Here is a 14002-nt window from a genome sequence, read left to right as displayed (position 1 = left end):
TCATGCAGCAGACTGTGTTTTCCCGGCTGGGCCAAGCCTGGTCCAGCCTGGCGGTGCCCATCGCCATCGTATTGATCTGGCAGGCCAGTTCCAGCCTGGGTTGGATCAACCCGCAAATCCTGCCTTCGCCGCTGGCGGTGTTGCAGAAGTGGCTGGCTTACTGGCAGCCGCTGGAAGCCTACGACCCCTCGTCCGGCGCCTACTTGTCCTGGCTGCTGTCCGGCGAACTGATCCACGACGTGGCGGCCAGCCTGTGGCGTGTGGTGCTCGGTTTCGCGCTGGGTGGCGGCCTGGGCTTGCTGCTGGGGCTGTTCATGGGCGTCAGCGACCCGGTGTACCGGGCGTTCAATCCCTTGATCCAGTTCCTGCGGCCGATTCCGCCCATCGCCTGGACCCCGCTCTCCATCCTGTGGTTTGGCCTGGGCAACCCGCCGGCGGTGTTCCTCATCACTATCGGGGCTTTCTTCCCCATCCTGATGAACACCATCTCCGGCGTGCGCAATGTGGACGGCATCTATATCCGCGCCGCGCGCAACCTGGGCGCCAGCCGCGCAACCCTGTTCCGCCGGGTGATCCTGCCTGCGGCCACGCCCTTCATCTTCACCGGCGCGCGCGTGGGCATGGGCACCGCCTTCATCGTGGTGATCGTGGCGGAGATGATCGCCGTGAACAGCGGCGTCGGCTACCGCATCATGGAAGCGCGCGAGTATTTCTGGACCGACAAGGTCATCGCCGGCATGGTCACGATTGGCATTCTCGGGCTGTTGATCGACATGCTGATGCAGGGCTTGAACAACCGCTTGCTCAAGTGGCATCGCGGCATAGACCAATAAGAACCGCTAACAACACCCCTGACCCTGCGTTGCGCCTCCTTGTCGTACCACTGGTACGACCTGCGTCGGCGCGCCTTGGCCCAGGTACGCTGCTCGGTTTTGTTAGCGGCGCTAAACACACCGCCGCGCTGCGCGGCATGGAAGGATGAAGGCATGAGCGCCCAGATCGAAGTGCAACAGGTGCAAAAAGTATTCAAGACGCCGGGCGGCGACGTGATCGCCCTGCGGGACATCCAGCTGGACATCCAGCCCGGCGAGTTCGTCTGCCTGCTGGGCCCCTCCGGCTGCGGCAAATCCACCTTGCTCAATGCCATCGCCGGCTTCGCGCCGCCCAGCGGCGGCGAGATCCTGGTGGCCGGCCAACGCGTCGCCGCGCCGGGACCGGACCGCGGCATGGTATTCCAGGAATACGCGCTGTTCCCGTGGATGACGGTGGAACAGAACATCGGCTTTGGCCTGGAAATCCAGAAGCGCGGTCCGGCCGAGATTCGCGCCGCCGTGGAGCCGCTGCTGGACAAGCTGCACCTGCGCGATTTCCGTCACCGTTTCCCCAAGGACCTGTCCGGCGGCATGCGCCAGCGGGTGGCCATCGCGCGGGTGTTGGCGCTGGATTCGCCGGTGATGCTGATGGACGAACCCTTCGGCGCGCTGGACGCGCTGACACGGCGCTCCTTGCAGGACGAGTTGCTGCGCATCTGGCAGGAGAGCGGCAAGACCATCATCTTCGTCACCCACAGCATCGAGGAATCCATCTATCTGGCGGACCGGGTGGTGGTGATGACCTACCGCCCCGGCACCATCAAGCGCGACGTGCGGGTGGAGCTGCCGCGCCCGCGCGACCCCAGCGCGCCGGGTTTCAACGACCTGAAGCGGGAGCTGACCCGGCTGGTGATGGAGGAACATTCACGCCATGAAGCCGCGGAACTGCAAGCTGCGGTAGACTGAGGCATCGCCGATTCCCGATCCGCCGCCATGCTCGCACGCGCGTTGCGTTTCCTGCTGAAAAGCCTGCCTTCCCTCGTCTTGCTGGCCTTGGCGCTGGGCGGCGGTTGGGTCTTGGCCAGCCGCATGCTGTTGACCGAAGCGGAGCGCGAGGGCCGGCATCGGGCGGAGATGCACGCAGCCAATCTAGGCGCCACGCTGGAGCAGTACCGCTACCTGCCCTATGTGCTGGCGCTGAACCAGGACATCCTCAACCTGCTGGCGGACCCGCGCAACCCGCGGCGGGTGGAGGCGCTGAACCGCTATCTGGAGCAAGTGAACCGGCAGTCGCGCACCTCGGCGCTGTTCATCGTCAACGTGGACGGCATCGCGCTGGCGTCCAGCAACTGGATGTCGCCGTACAGCTTCGTCGGCAACAGCTACGCCTTCCGCCCCTATTTCCAACAAGCGCTGGCCGGCCAGTCCGGCAGCTTTTACGGCATAGGCAGCACCAGCCGCGAGCCAGGTTATTTCCTGTCCTGGCCGGTGTTGTCCGGCCGCCGCGTCGTGGGCGTGGCGGTGGTCAAAGTCAGCTTGGCGCCGCTGGAAGAAGCCTGGCGCAAGGGCGCCGAGCCGGTGCTGGTCAGCGACCGGCACGGCGTGGCCTTTCTCAGCGCCAATCCGGACTGGAAATTCGCCACCTTGCAACCGCTGCCGCCGACAGTCCGTCGCCAGATTGACGCCACCCGCCAATACCTGGGCGCCAAACTGCACCCCTTCGCGCTGCTGCAGCCCCACACAGGCTGGCGTCAGCAGGCCTGGCTGGCGCCGGACAGCGAACGCAAACTGCTGGCGGGCCGCTACCTTCAAATCCGCCAGACCTTGCCGCAAACCGGCTGGACACTGACCCTGCTGGTGGACATGCACGGCCGCAACCTCACCCTGCTGGCCATCATGAGCACGCTGCTGGCCAGCGGACTGGGCCTGCTGACGCTGTGGCACTACTGGCGGCTGAGGCTGCGCCGGCTGCGCGAGCAACTGGCGGCGCAACAGGCCCTGCAACAAGCGCACGACCAGTTGGAGCGCAAGGTGGCGGAGCGAACCCGCGACCTGGCGCTGAGCAACACTCAGTTGTCGGCGGAGATCCGCGAGCGCATCCAGACCGAAAACAGCCTGCGCATTACCCGCGGCCAGCTGGCCGAAGCCAGCAAGCTGGCCGCGCTGGGCCAGATGGCGGCAGGGGTGGCGCATGAGATCAACCAGCCTCTGGCGGCGCTGCGCGCCTTCGCCGACAACGCGGTGACCCTGCTGCAACGCGGCCGCCCTGACGCCGCCAGCGACAATCTGGGTCAGATTTCCCAACTCGTGGAGCGCATCGCCCACATCACCCGGGATCTGAAAACCTTTGCCCGCCGCCACCGCGGCCCGCTGGGCCAGACCAATCCGCTCTCCGCGCTGCAAGACACGCTGACGCTGCTGCAGCCGGCGCTGCGCGAAGCCCGGGTCGCGCTGGAGCTGGACCTGCCTCCACGCTGCCCGGACATCGCCTGCGACGCCATCGGCCTGGAACAGGTGTTCACCAATCTGCTGGGCAACGCCATAGACGCGATGCGGCCGCAACCGCAAGGCCGGCTGGAGATCAGCCTGCTGCATAAAGCGGGCATGCTGGAATTCCGTCTGCGCGACCACGGCCCCGGCATCGCCGACGCCGATTTGCCTCACCTGTTCGAGCCTTTCTACAGCACCAAGCCGCGCGGCCAGGGCCTGGGACTGGGGCTGGCCATCGTGCAGGAGATCGTCGAGCAGTCCGGCGGACGCATCGAAGCCGGCAACCATCCGGAAGGCGGCGCCTGCTTCATCATCAACTGGCCTTGCGAGTCCACGCCATGACGCCCACCCTCAGCGCCCCCGTGGGCGTAATTTATGTTGAAGACGACCCGGCCGTGCGCATGGCCACGCTGCAATCGCTGGAGCTGGCCGGCCTGCCGGTGCAATCCTTCACCGATGCCGAAAGCGCGCTGGCCGCGCTAAGGCGGGACGAGCGCGCGGTGCTGCTCAGCGATGTCCGCCTGCCGGGACTCAGCGGCCTGGAACTGATGGAGCAGGCGCTGAGCCTGGACCGGGAACTGCCGGTCATCCTGGTCACCGGCCACGGCGACATCGCAATGGCGGTGTCGGCCACCCGCGCCGGCGCCTACGACTTCATCGAGAAGCCCTATGCGCCGGGCCGCTTGACCGAGACAGTGCAGCGCGCGCTGGACAAACGCCGGCTAACGCTGGAAAACCGAGAACTGCGCGCCAGCCTGGCGCGCAGCAACGGCCCGGTGTTGATAGGCCGCAGCCCGGCAATGCAGGCGCTGCGCGAAACGCTGGCCAATATCGCCGACACCGACGCCGATGTGCTGATTCACGGCGAAACCGGCACCGGCAAAGAAATGGTGGCGCAGGCGCTGCACGCCTGGAGCCGTCGCCGCGAGCGTCATTTCGTGCCGCTGAACTGCGCCGGCCTGCCGGAATCCATTTTCGAGAGCGAGATTTTCGGCCACGAGGCCGGGGCCTTCACCGGCGCGCTCAAGCGCCGCATCGGCAAGATAGAGTACGCCAGCGGCGGCACCCTCTTCCTCGACGAAATCGAAGGCATGCCGCTGGCCCTGCAAGCGAAACTCTTGCGGGTGCTGCAACAGCGTGTGGTGGAAAGGCTGGGCTCCAACAGCCTGATCCCGGTGGACTGCCGGGTGGTGGCCGCCACCAAGGACGATCTGGCCCTGGCCAGCCGGGAACGGCGCTTCCGCGAAGACCTTTACTACCGGCTCAACGTGGTGTCGCTGCGGCTGCCGCCGCTGCGTGAGCGGCGCGAGGACATTCCGGACCTGTTCCAGTGGTTTGTGGAACAAGCGGCGGCGCGCTTCAACCGGCCGGCGCCGGACACGCCGCCAGCCTTATTGGGACGCCTGCAGGCGCAGACGTGGCCGGGCAATGTGCGCGAGCTGCGCAACGCGGCGGAACGCTATGTGCTGGGCGTGGCGCCGGACGGCGGCGAACCGGCGGCCTACGCGCCCAGCGCGCTGGACGCGAGGGTGGACGCCTACGAGAAACAATTGATCGAACAGGCGCTGCTGCGCACCCAGGGCCAAGTGATGCAGGCGGCCGAACTGCTGGGCATTCCGCGCAAGACGCTGTACAACAAGTTCGCCAAGCACGGCATAGACCCGGATGGCTACCGCGCCTGAGAACGTGTTCACGATCTGCACTCCACAACCGCCTCACACCGCGCGCAGCAGCATAAAGTGGCGCAAACTGTAATAGCCCTGGGCCGTCGGCCACGGCAGCGCGTCCAGTAGACTCAGGCCCGCTTCCCAGCGCTGATTGTCCAACAGCGCCTCGGAGACGAACTCGCCGTTCAGATTGCAGAAGAACAGCCGGGACCAATGCGCGTCGCCCCCCAGCGTTTCCGCTCGCAGCGCGGTGGCTGCCTGGCGGAACAGCGCCTCGAACAAAGACTGCTCCAGCCGCTCGGCGGCGCCGCGCAAACCGAAGTTGCCAATGTAGGCCATATATTCTCGGCCGGCGATTTCCCAGCGTCGTTCAGTGACCTGGGCCTCGTCGGCGATGCCCCATAGGCCGGCCAACAGCACATGCAGCACGTTGGCGCTGAAGTTTTCCAGGGCGTCGTTCAGCCCTTCCTGTCCAGCGCCCAGACCCGCGAAGCTTTCCATCATGCGGATATCGTTGTCCAACAGCACGTGGACATCCAACCGGCCATTGTTCTCCCCCGGCGTCCAATGAGCGCCGATAGCCGGCAACTGGCCGTGCGGCAACAACCAGCCCTTAGCTTCCTGACAAGGCAAGCCGTGAGCAGCCAATATTTGCGCCAGCAGCGGCGTAGGGTTCAGGGCGGTTTGGGCTTCCGGAGTGTGGGCAGACACAATAGCCATCCTTTTGATTCAGTTGCGAGGCCGGCAGTGTACCACCGCCCGCCTCGATGCCCGCTAGCGCAAACTCGGCCACGTTCCGCCATCTGGGCGCATCAGCGGTTTTAGAACGTGTTTACGCTCCAGAGAGCAAGAGCGAGACAAGGCGAAAACCGTTGAGAAAGCGGAATGGTCGAGGGGTGAATGAGCATTGTGAGCTTGTACTCACCGTGCAACGCTCCACGAAGCGCAGCAGGCTTTGAATAGGTTCTCCGTACTCGCCGTGCGGCCTTCCATCAAGCGCGGCAGGCATCAAACAGATTCTCAAGCGTCGCAGCCGTCGGCGAACTGCAAAGCCGCCAGCCGCGCGTACAAGGGCGAGCCGGCCAACAGGCTCTGATGGTTGCCCTCCGCCACGATGCGGCCCTGGTCCAGCACCACGATGCGGTCCGCCTGCTTGACCGTAGCCAGCCGGTGAGCGATCACCAGGGTGGTGCGATTTTGCGCGGCCCGTTCCAGCGCCTGTTGCACCAATTGTTCCGATTCAGCGTCCAAGGCGCTGGTGGCTTCGTCCAGCAGCAACAAAGGCGGATTCTTCAGAATGGCGCGGGCGATGGCGATGCGCTGGCGCTGGCCGCCGGACAAACGCACGCCGCGTTCGCCCAGATAGGTGTCGTAGCCCTGCGGCAGCTTTTCGATGAAGCCGTCCGCGGCGGCGGCGCGGGCCGCGGCCCGCACTTCCTCATCGCTGGCCTCCGGTTTGCCGTAGCGGATGTTCTCCAAGGCGCTGGCGCCGAAAATCACCGAATCCTGCAACACCACGCCCACATGACCGCGCAAATCGGCAAACGACAGTTCGCGCACATCCACGCCACCCAGCAATACCTGTCCCTGCTGAGGATCGTAAAACCGCAGCAAGAGCTGAAACAAGGTGGACTTGCCCGCGCCGGACGGGCCCACCAGCGCCACATGCTCGCCGGGGCGCACGCTAAGCCGGACGCCGCTGAGCGAAGGCTGACCAGGGCGGGACGGGTAGGCGAAATCGACATCGCGCAGCTCCAGGCCGGCGGGCCCGGGCGGCAGAGCCCGCGGCGCGGCCGGCTCCGTCACCGGCGAACGCAGGGACAACAATTCCATCAGCCGCTCGGTGGCGCCAGCCGCCCGCTGCACATCCCCCCACACTTCCGCCAGCGCGCCGATGGCGCCGGCGGTGACCACCGCGTACAAGATGAATTGCCCCAGCTGGCCGGCGCTCATCGTGCCCTCCAGCACCGCGTGCGCGCCCAGCCATAGAACGAAAACAATGGCGCCGAAGATCAGGAGAATCACCGCCACGGTCAGCCAGGAGCGGGCGCGGATCCGCGCCAGCGCGGCGTCGAAACTGGTTTCCACCGATTCCCCGAAGCGGCGGCTTTCCCGCGCCTGCTGATTGAAAGCCTGCACCGTCGGAATCGCATTCAGGGTTTCGCCGGCGATGGCGCTGGAATCCGCGATGCGGTCCTGACTGGAGCGGGACAAGGTCCGCACCCTGCGCCCGAAGACCACGATGGGCAAGACCACCAGCAAGAGCGTCACCAGGATGTAAGCGGTCAGGCTGGGGCTGGTGGCCATCAACATGGCCAGGCCGCCCAACATCAGCAAGGCGTTGCGCAGGCCCATGGACAGGCTGGTGCCGATCACCGTCTGCACCAGAGTGGTGTCGGTGGTCAGCCGGGACAGCACTTCGCCTGTCTGGGTGACTTCAAAGTATTCCGGGCTAACCCGGATCACATGTTGGTACACCGCTCGACGGATGTCGGCGGTGACGCGCTCGCCCAGCCAGGACACGCAATAAAAGCGCAGCGCGGTGGCCAGCGCCAACACCGTCGCCACGCCAAACAGGCCGAGGAAATAGCGGTTGATATCCGCCGCCGCGCGCTGGCTGAAGCCGTGGTCGATCAGGAAGCGAAAAGCCACCGGCAGCAGCAAGGTGGCGGCGGCGGCCACGATCAGGGCCAGCAGGGCCAACCAGGCGCGCAGCCGGTACGGACGCAGATAGGGCAGCAAGCCGGCCAGCGGGCTCAGCCGCAGCCATGGGGAAGATGCAACGGACATGAGGAGAGACGCTCCATGAAGCACAGCGCCCTACTCTAGCCTGCCGTTGGGCAAACCGCACCCCCGTGCATGAAAAAACCGCCGCGGGCGAAGCCGGCGGCGGCGGGAAAGTCATGCTTTCTTGGATTAGAACTTGTACTGCATCTGCACGCCCAGCAGGTGGCCGCGGATGGAGCTGTAAGAGCCTTGCAGCGTGTCGCCGTTGCCCAACGGGCTCGCGGCGGTATGGTTGATGTCGCGGTCGCCCACGCCCATCAGATAGGTGTAGCCGGCGTCTACGGTCAGCTGCTTGCTGGCCTTATAGCTGGCGCCCAGGCTCAGCCAGACGCGGTCGGTGTCCGGAATCAGCGGGTTGCGATAGCTGGCGTCGCGCACCGGGCTGGTTTCATAACCCACGCCGCTGCGCAGCGTCAGTTGCTCGTTGAAGGTGTAGTCGGCGCCCACCGAGAACAGCCAGCTGGCTTTCCAGTGGTTGTCGATAACGGTCTCAGCTATCGGGTTGCCCTTGATAACCAGTTGGTCGAAGCGGCTCCAGTTGGTCCAGCGCGCGGTGGCGCTCAAGGCCCATTTGCTGTTCAGACGGCTAAAGCCGGACAGCAGCAGCGATTCCGGCGTGGTGACGTCGGCGCCGCCTGCGTAGGTGCCGTCAATGTGGAACTTTTGCGGCAACGGGATCGAAGTACCCGGCAGCGAGGCTTGGTTGAAGCCACTGGCTTTGTAATCGCCGCGCGCCTTGTGGTTCAGCTTGGAGCGATAGGACAGACCAACGCGGTTGTCCTGATTGAACGCGTACATCAAGCCGAGGTTGTAACCGTAGGCCCAGCTGTCGGCGTCGATCTCGCCGGTGGCGCCCTGGAAAAACGCGCCCTGCTTCAGATCGGCCTTGGCGTATTGAGCCGACACGCCGGCGCCGAAGCTCCACTTGTCGTCCAGTTTGTAAGCAAAGGACGGGTTGAAGTCCACGGTCATGATGGAACTGGAAATGCCGTGGTTGCGGCCCACCCAGTTATCGCCATAGCTGGCGCCAAGACCGAAGGGCACGGTGATGCCCAGGCCCAGGCGGACGCGGTCGTTCAACTGATGCACCAGATAAGCGTTGGGGATCACCTCGGCCTTGGCGCGGCCGTTGTCGCTGCCTTGGCGCGCGGCCGGGAAGCCGCCCTTGCCTTCAAACGGCGCGTCGATTTCAGCGTAAGTGAAACCGCCTTGCACCTGTGTGCCTTCAAGCAGGGTCATGCCGGCCGGGTTGTAGAATACGGCGGACAAGTCGTCGCCCACCATGCCGGCGCCGGCGTGGGCGCGGCCCAAGCCTGTCACGCTCTGCTCGGACAATTGGAAGCCGGCTGCGTGAGCCAGCGGCGCGGCCGCCAGAAGGCCGGCCACCAGCGCGGGAATAATGCGAACGGAGGAAGGTGCGAATGCTTTCATTTTTTTATATCTACCCCGGCGGCGGCTGCCGCCTTTGTTATGGAAACCGCGCTTGCGCGCGGAAGTTATGCTATTTAAATAGATAGCGATCACACAATTTTTAGGGAGTGGAGTCTAAATACTATTTTTTAAAAAAACAAGAAGACCACAACACGCAAAAAGCATAAGCAGACCGCGCCATGCGCTGAATCAAAAGGCTGTGCTAATATTGGCGGCTCCTCATAACCCTGTTGAATAAAGCAACCATGAAACGAATGCTGAGCATGCTGGCGTTGAGCGCGCTGCCCGCCGTGGCCCTGGCCTCGCCGACAGTGGAAATGATCACGAACAAGGGCAATATCGAGATTGCGCTGGACTCGGCCAAAGCGCCCAAGACCGTGGAAAACTTCGTCGCCTACGCCAAGGCCGGCCACTACAACGGCACCGTGTTCCACCGCGTGATTGACGGCTTCATGATCCAGGGCGGCGGCTTCGACACTAAGCTGAATCAAAAACCCACCCGCGCCGCCATCGCCAACGAGGCCAACAACGGCCTGAAGAACGGCATTGGCACCATCGCCATGGCCCGCACCGCGGACCCGAATTCCGCCACCGCCCAGTTCTTCATCAACGTGGCCAACAACGACTTTCTCGACTACAAATCCCCGACGCCCCAAGGCGCCGGCTATGCCGTGTTCGGCAAGGTGACCCGCGGCATGGACGTGGTCAACCGCATCGCCAAGACCCGCACCGGCAGCATGAACGGCATGAGCGACGTGCCGTTCGAGCCTATTGTGATTCAGAAAGTCACCATCAAGCCTTAAGCTTTTCCGCAACCTCTTTCATACCGGCAGGCCGCTAACCGGCCTGCCCGTCATCAAGGAAACACCATGATCAAACTGACCACCAACTTCGGCGCCATCGTACTGGAACTGTTCGCCGACAAAGCCCCGAAAACCGCCGCCAACTTTGAAGAGTACGTAAAGAGCGGCCATTACGACGGCACCATCTTCCACCGCGTGATCAACGGCTTCATGATCCAGGGCGGCGGCTTCACCGCCGACATGTCGCAAAAGCCGACCAACGCGCCGATCGAGAACGAGGCCAACAACGGCCTGTCCAACAAGACCTACACCGTGGCCATGGCCCGCACCATGGACCCGCACTCGGCATCCGCCCAGTTCTTCATTAACGTGTCCGACAACGACTTCCTGGATTTCAAATCGGAAAGCGCCCAAGGCTGGGGCTACGCCGTGTTTGGCCAGGTTGTGGAAGGCCAGGACGTGGTGGACAGCATCAAGGCTGTGCGCACCGGTCGCAGCGGCCCGCATCAGGACGTGCCGGCCGAAGCCGTGGTGATCGAGAAAGCCGAAATCATTTGATTCGCAGACGCCGCGCAACGCGCGGCGCTCCCAGCCCGGCCGCCCGGCCGGGCTTCAACTCATCCGCACGCGACATGGCCATTCACTTCATTTCCGACCTGCACCTGGCGGACGACACACCGGCGCTGAACCGCTTGTTTTTGGACACGCTGCAAGCCTGGCAAGGCCGGATCGACGCGCTCTACATCCTGGGCGATCTGTTCGAATACTGGGTGGGCGACGACGACGATTCGCCGTTTCTGGAAACGCCGCTGGCCGCGATGCGCGCCTTCGCCGCCATCACGCCGCTGTATGTGATGCATGGCAACCGCGACTTCCTGCTGGGCGAGGGCTTCTGTCAACGCAGCGGCGCGCGGCTGCTGAACGACCCCACCTTGATTGAAGCCCATGGCCGTCGCTGCCTGCTCAGCCACGGCGACGCGCTGTGCACCGGCGACACTGCCTACCAGCAATTTCGGGCCGTCAGCCGCAACCCTCAGTGGCAGCAGGCGATGCTGGCTCGGCCGCTGGCCGAGCGCCACGCGATCGCACGCCAAGCGCGCCAGCAAAGCGAAATGGCCAAACGGCAAAACGGGCTGACAGAGATTTCGGACGTCGCCGCCGACGCCGTCGAAGCGCTGCTGGCCGAGCACGACTGGCCAACGCTGATCCACGGCCACACCCACCGCCCTGCAATCCACCGGCATGGAGAGTCCGAGCGCTGGGTGATCCAGGATTGGCATGGCGGTCAGGGCGGCTATCTGCGGCTGGACGATGAGGGCATCGTCAGCCTGCCGCTGAGCGCCGCCTAAAAGCCTGTTCAAAGTCTGGCCCGCGTCGCGGGACAAGACATTGCAAATGAAAAACGCCCGCCGAATCGACGGGCGTTTTTCGCATCAGCGCGGCGCCGTGGGCAGCGGCCGCCACTGCGGCCACCAGCCCGGCTCGGTGGCCAAGTCAGAATCCACCGCCACGCCGGGCAGCGCCAGCAGATGCCCGGCGGCGTCGCACAGCAGCGGCCAGCGCTCGCGCAAGGGCGGCGCAATGCCGGCCTCCTGCAGAAAGCTCTTCACAGGCTTGCGCCCAACCCCCGACATCAAGCGCTCTCCGCCCTCGCGCGGCCGCAGAATCAAGCCTCGCGCCAATGTGTCCGCCGACAGGCCGCGCGACCGCCAATCCCAACTCAGCGCCCCGCCCCACTCCGCCGACACGCGCTCCGTCGTCGGGTCCACCGGTCCAAGCGCCACGGCTCCCGGAGCCGGCAGCGCCGACAAGGCGAACAGTCCATCGCGGTAACGGTACAGCAAGCCCCGCGCCAGACTCAGCCGCGGACAACTGCCGGCGCCGGCCTCCAGCGCCTGACGCTGAAACTCCGCCAGCGCATCCGGCTCCGGGGCCGGCCAACCCAAACCGCGCAACCAGGCCAGCAGCGTCTGGCGCTGCCTGGCCGCGGACAAAGCGCGCCAGCGGATCAAATCCAGACCACCGTCATTGCGACAAACGGCCAGATCCTGCGCCGCCACCTCGTCCAACACAGCGGCGGCGTCCGACAGCAAGCCGGCCGAGCGCGTCAGATGACGACGATAATCCGGAACCGCCGCCTCCAGTTGCGGCAGCAAACGCTGGCGTAGAAAATTACGCCGCCAGCGCTCGTCCAGATTGCTTTCGTCCTCAACCCAGCTCAAGCCCTGAGCCCGGACAAAGTCCTCCAGCTGCCGCCTGCGCAAGCCCAGCAAGGGCCGCCACAACCAGGGGCCCTCCGCTTCCAGCTTGCGCAAGGCCGGCATCGCCGCCAAGGCGCGCGCGCCGCCGCCGCGCAGCAATTGCAGCAGCACGGTTTCCGTCTGGTCGTCCAGATGATGCGCCAAGACCACCACGCTGGCGGCGGAGCGCCGGTACGCTTGATAGCGCGCTTCGCGGGCCACCGCCTCCAGGCTATCGCCGCCGCTCAAGACCACGCTCACCCGCTCCACCCGCAAAGGCGCGTCCAATGTCGCGCACAAGACGCGGCAATGTTCGGCCCAGGCGTCGGCGTTTGGACTCAAACCATGGTGCACGTGCACCGCGCGGATCTCCAACTCGGGACGGCGCGCGCGCGCGCGGCAGAGCAAGGCCAGCAGCGCCACCGAATCCAGGCCTCCGCTCAAGCCCACCTCAAAAGCACATTGGCCGGACAATTCGTCCGGCCAATGGCTTAACAGTGATTCGAGCGGGTCAGGCTGCGGCTTCCTTGAAGCGGCCATAACTCATCAATCTGTCGAAACGGGTTTTCAGCAACTCGTCGATCGGCTTGCTGGTCAAGTCTTTCAACTCTTCCTGCAGCACTCGCTTCAGCGTCGCCATCATTTGAGCGTGATCGCGATGCGCGCCGCCCACGGGCTCGTTGACCACGCGGTCGATCAGACCCAAGGTCTTCAAGCGCGGCGCGGTAATGCCCAGAGCCTCCGCGGCGTCGGACGCGCGTTCGGCGGTCTTCCACAAGATGGAAGCGCAGCCTTCAGGCGAAATCACCGAATAAGTAGCGTATTGCAGCATATTGACGCAATCGCCCACCGCGATGGCCAAAGCGCCGCCCGAACCGCCCTCGCCTATCACCGTGACGATGACGGGCACGCGCAAGCGGGTCATTTCATAGAGGTTGCGGCCAATGGCTTCGGATTGGCCGCGCTCTTCCGCGCCAATGCCGGGCCACGCGCCGGTAGTGTCCACCAAGGTGATTACCGGGATGCCGAACTTCTCGGCCAGCTTCATCAGACGCAGGGCCTTTCGATAGCCCTCCGGGTGAGGCATGCCGAAATTGCGGCGGATCTTTTCCTTGGTGTCCCGGCCCTTCTGCTGGCCGATCACCATCACCGACTGGCCGTTGAAACGCGCCAGACCGCCCACGATGGCGGCATCGTCGGCAAACGCGCGGTCGCCGTGCAGCTCTTCGAAGTCGGTGAAAATACTCTCTATATAGTCGAGCGCGTAAGGGCGCTGCGGATGGCGCGCCACCATGGCGATTTGAGACGGCGTCAGCTTGGCGTAGAGCGTCTTGGTCAAGTCCTGGCTCTTCTTCTGCAAGCGCGCGATCTCCTCGGAGATATCCAGCACCGAATCGTCCTGGACATAGCGAAGTTCTTCTATTTTGTTCTCGAGCTCGGCAATAGGCTGCTCAAAATCGAGAAAGGTCGGCTTCATTCTTAACATCATCCGATAAATAGCTAATGGCGGCATGATACCTTAGCGGCAAAGTCGGCGTCACCTTTCTGTCTGACAAAAACATTAAATTTTGGAGCTTTTATTCGAAATTGCCGTGACTTGCAAAAATTTGCTGACAGACCACTTGCGCAAGCTTAAACCCTGTGTTTTAATTCGCCTCCTCGCTGAAACGCAAACGCAGCAGCGAAAAAGATTCAGGGCGTTTAGCTCAGTTGGTAGAGCGTCTGCCTTACAAGCAGAATGTCGGCGGTTCGACTCCGTCAACGCCCACCAA

General features: G+C 64.3%; 12 protein-coding genes and 1 tRNA gene. 8 read left to right on the top strand and 5 right to left on the bottom strand.

Annotated elements, in window-relative coordinates; all coding sequences use genetic code 11:
- Positions 1 to 2: 2 nt before the first annotated feature.
- The 4 genes from BR71_RS15670 (at position 3) to BR71_RS15655 (ending at position 4984) form a co-directional block, all read left to right on the top strand.
- Positions 3 to 833, top strand: a complete 831-nt coding sequence (locus BR71_RS15670) for an ABC transporter permease (protein ID WP_019101663.1) — start codon at positions 3 to 5, stop codon at positions 831 to 833.
- 153 nt (positions 834 to 986) lie between these two features.
- Positions 987 to 1778, top strand: a complete 792-nt coding sequence (locus BR71_RS15665) for an ABC transporter ATP-binding protein (RefSeq protein ID WP_043590041.1) — start codon at positions 987 to 989, stop codon at positions 1776 to 1778.
- Positions 1779 to 1805: 27 nt separating this feature from the next.
- Complete coding sequence (locus BR71_RS15660) at positions 1806 to 3644, top strand: ATP-binding protein (protein ID WP_052370676.1); 1839 nt, start codon at positions 1806 to 1808, stop codon at positions 3642 to 3644.
- Complete coding sequence (locus tag BR71_RS15655) at positions 3641 to 4984, top strand: sigma-54-dependent transcriptional regulator (protein ID WP_043639541.1); 1344 nt, start codon at positions 3641 to 3643, stop codon at positions 4982 to 4984. The genes BR71_RS15660 and BR71_RS15655 overlap by 4 nt, the downstream gene beginning before the upstream one ends.
- A gap of 33 nt (positions 4985 to 5017) precedes the next feature.
- On the opposite strand, the gene BR71_RS15650 is transcribed toward BR71_RS15655, so the two are convergent.
- From BR71_RS15650 to BR71_RS15640, 3 genes are all read right to left on the bottom strand, one after another.
- Positions 5018 to 5680 carry a DUF6348 family protein gene (locus tag BR71_RS15650; RefSeq protein ID WP_141111092.1) on the bottom strand — a complete coding sequence of 221 codons (663 nt, stop codon included), beginning with the start codon at positions 5678 to 5680 and terminating at the stop codon, positions 5018 to 5020.
- 309 nt (positions 5681 to 5989) lie between these two features.
- Positions 5990 to 7759 carry an ABC transporter transmembrane domain-containing protein gene (locus tag BR71_RS15645; RefSeq protein WP_043639537.1) on the bottom strand — a complete coding sequence of 590 codons (1770 nt, stop codon included), beginning with the start codon at positions 7757 to 7759 and terminating at the stop codon, positions 5990 to 5992.
- Positions 7760 to 7885: 126 nt separating this feature from the next.
- Positions 7886 to 9187 (bottom strand): OmpP1/FadL family transporter, encoded by a 1302-nt coding sequence (locus BR71_RS15640; RefSeq protein WP_043639534.1) that lies wholly within the window; start codon positions 9185 to 9187, stop codon positions 7886 to 7888.
- A 245-nt stretch (positions 9188 to 9432) separates the two neighbouring features.
- On the opposite strand from BR71_RS15640, the gene BR71_RS15635 reads away from it, so the two are divergent.
- The 3 genes from BR71_RS15635 (at position 9433) to BR71_RS15625 (ending at position 11339) form a co-directional block, all read left to right on the top strand.
- Entirely contained in the window at positions 9433 to 9990 is a 558-nt protein-coding gene (locus BR71_RS15635; RefSeq protein WP_043639530.1) for a peptidylprolyl isomerase, read from the top strand.
- Positions 9991 to 10056: 66 nt separating this feature from the next.
- The gene (locus BR71_RS15630; protein WP_019101655.1) at positions 10057 to 10548 is read left to right on the top strand and encodes a peptidylprolyl isomerase; all 492 of its coding nucleotides are present in this window, start codon (positions 10057 to 10059) and stop codon (positions 10546 to 10548) included.
- Between the two features lie 74 nt (positions 10549 to 10622).
- Positions 10623 to 11339, top strand: a complete 717-nt coding sequence (locus tag BR71_RS15625) for a UDP-2,3-diacylglucosamine diphosphatase (protein ID WP_043639527.1) — start codon at positions 10623 to 10625, stop codon at positions 11337 to 11339.
- Between the two features lie 84 nt (positions 11340 to 11423).
- Here the strand turns inward: BR71_RS15625 and tilS are convergent, their stop codons facing one another.
- Together tilS and BR71_RS15615 are read right to left on the bottom strand one after the other, a co-directional pair.
- The gene (gene tilS, locus BR71_RS15620; protein ID WP_244269651.1) at positions 11424 to 12680 is read right to left on the bottom strand and encodes a tRNA lysidine(34) synthetase TilS; all 1257 of its coding nucleotides are present in this window, start codon (positions 12678 to 12680) and stop codon (positions 11424 to 11426) included.
- Between the two features lie 61 nt (positions 12681 to 12741).
- A complete protein-coding gene (locus BR71_RS15615; RefSeq protein WP_019101652.1) occupies positions 12742 to 13707 on the bottom strand; it encodes an acetyl-CoA carboxylase carboxyltransferase subunit alpha in 966 nt (321 codons plus the stop codon).
- Between the two features lie 218 nt (positions 13708 to 13925).
- On the opposite strand from BR71_RS15615, the gene BR71_RS15610 reads away from it, so the two are divergent.
- Positions 13926 to 14001, top strand: a tRNA-Val gene (locus BR71_RS15610).
- Position 14002: the final 1 nt, after the last annotated feature.

It is taken from the genome of Chromobacterium haemolyticum DSM 19808, from assembly GCF_000711885.1.
Taxonomy (GTDB): Bacteria; Pseudomonadota; Gammaproteobacteria; order Burkholderiales; family Chromobacteriaceae; genus Chromobacterium; species Chromobacterium haemolyticum.
Note: the sequence above shows the minus strand (reverse complement) of the source record. Positions and strands in the feature narration are given on the sequence as shown.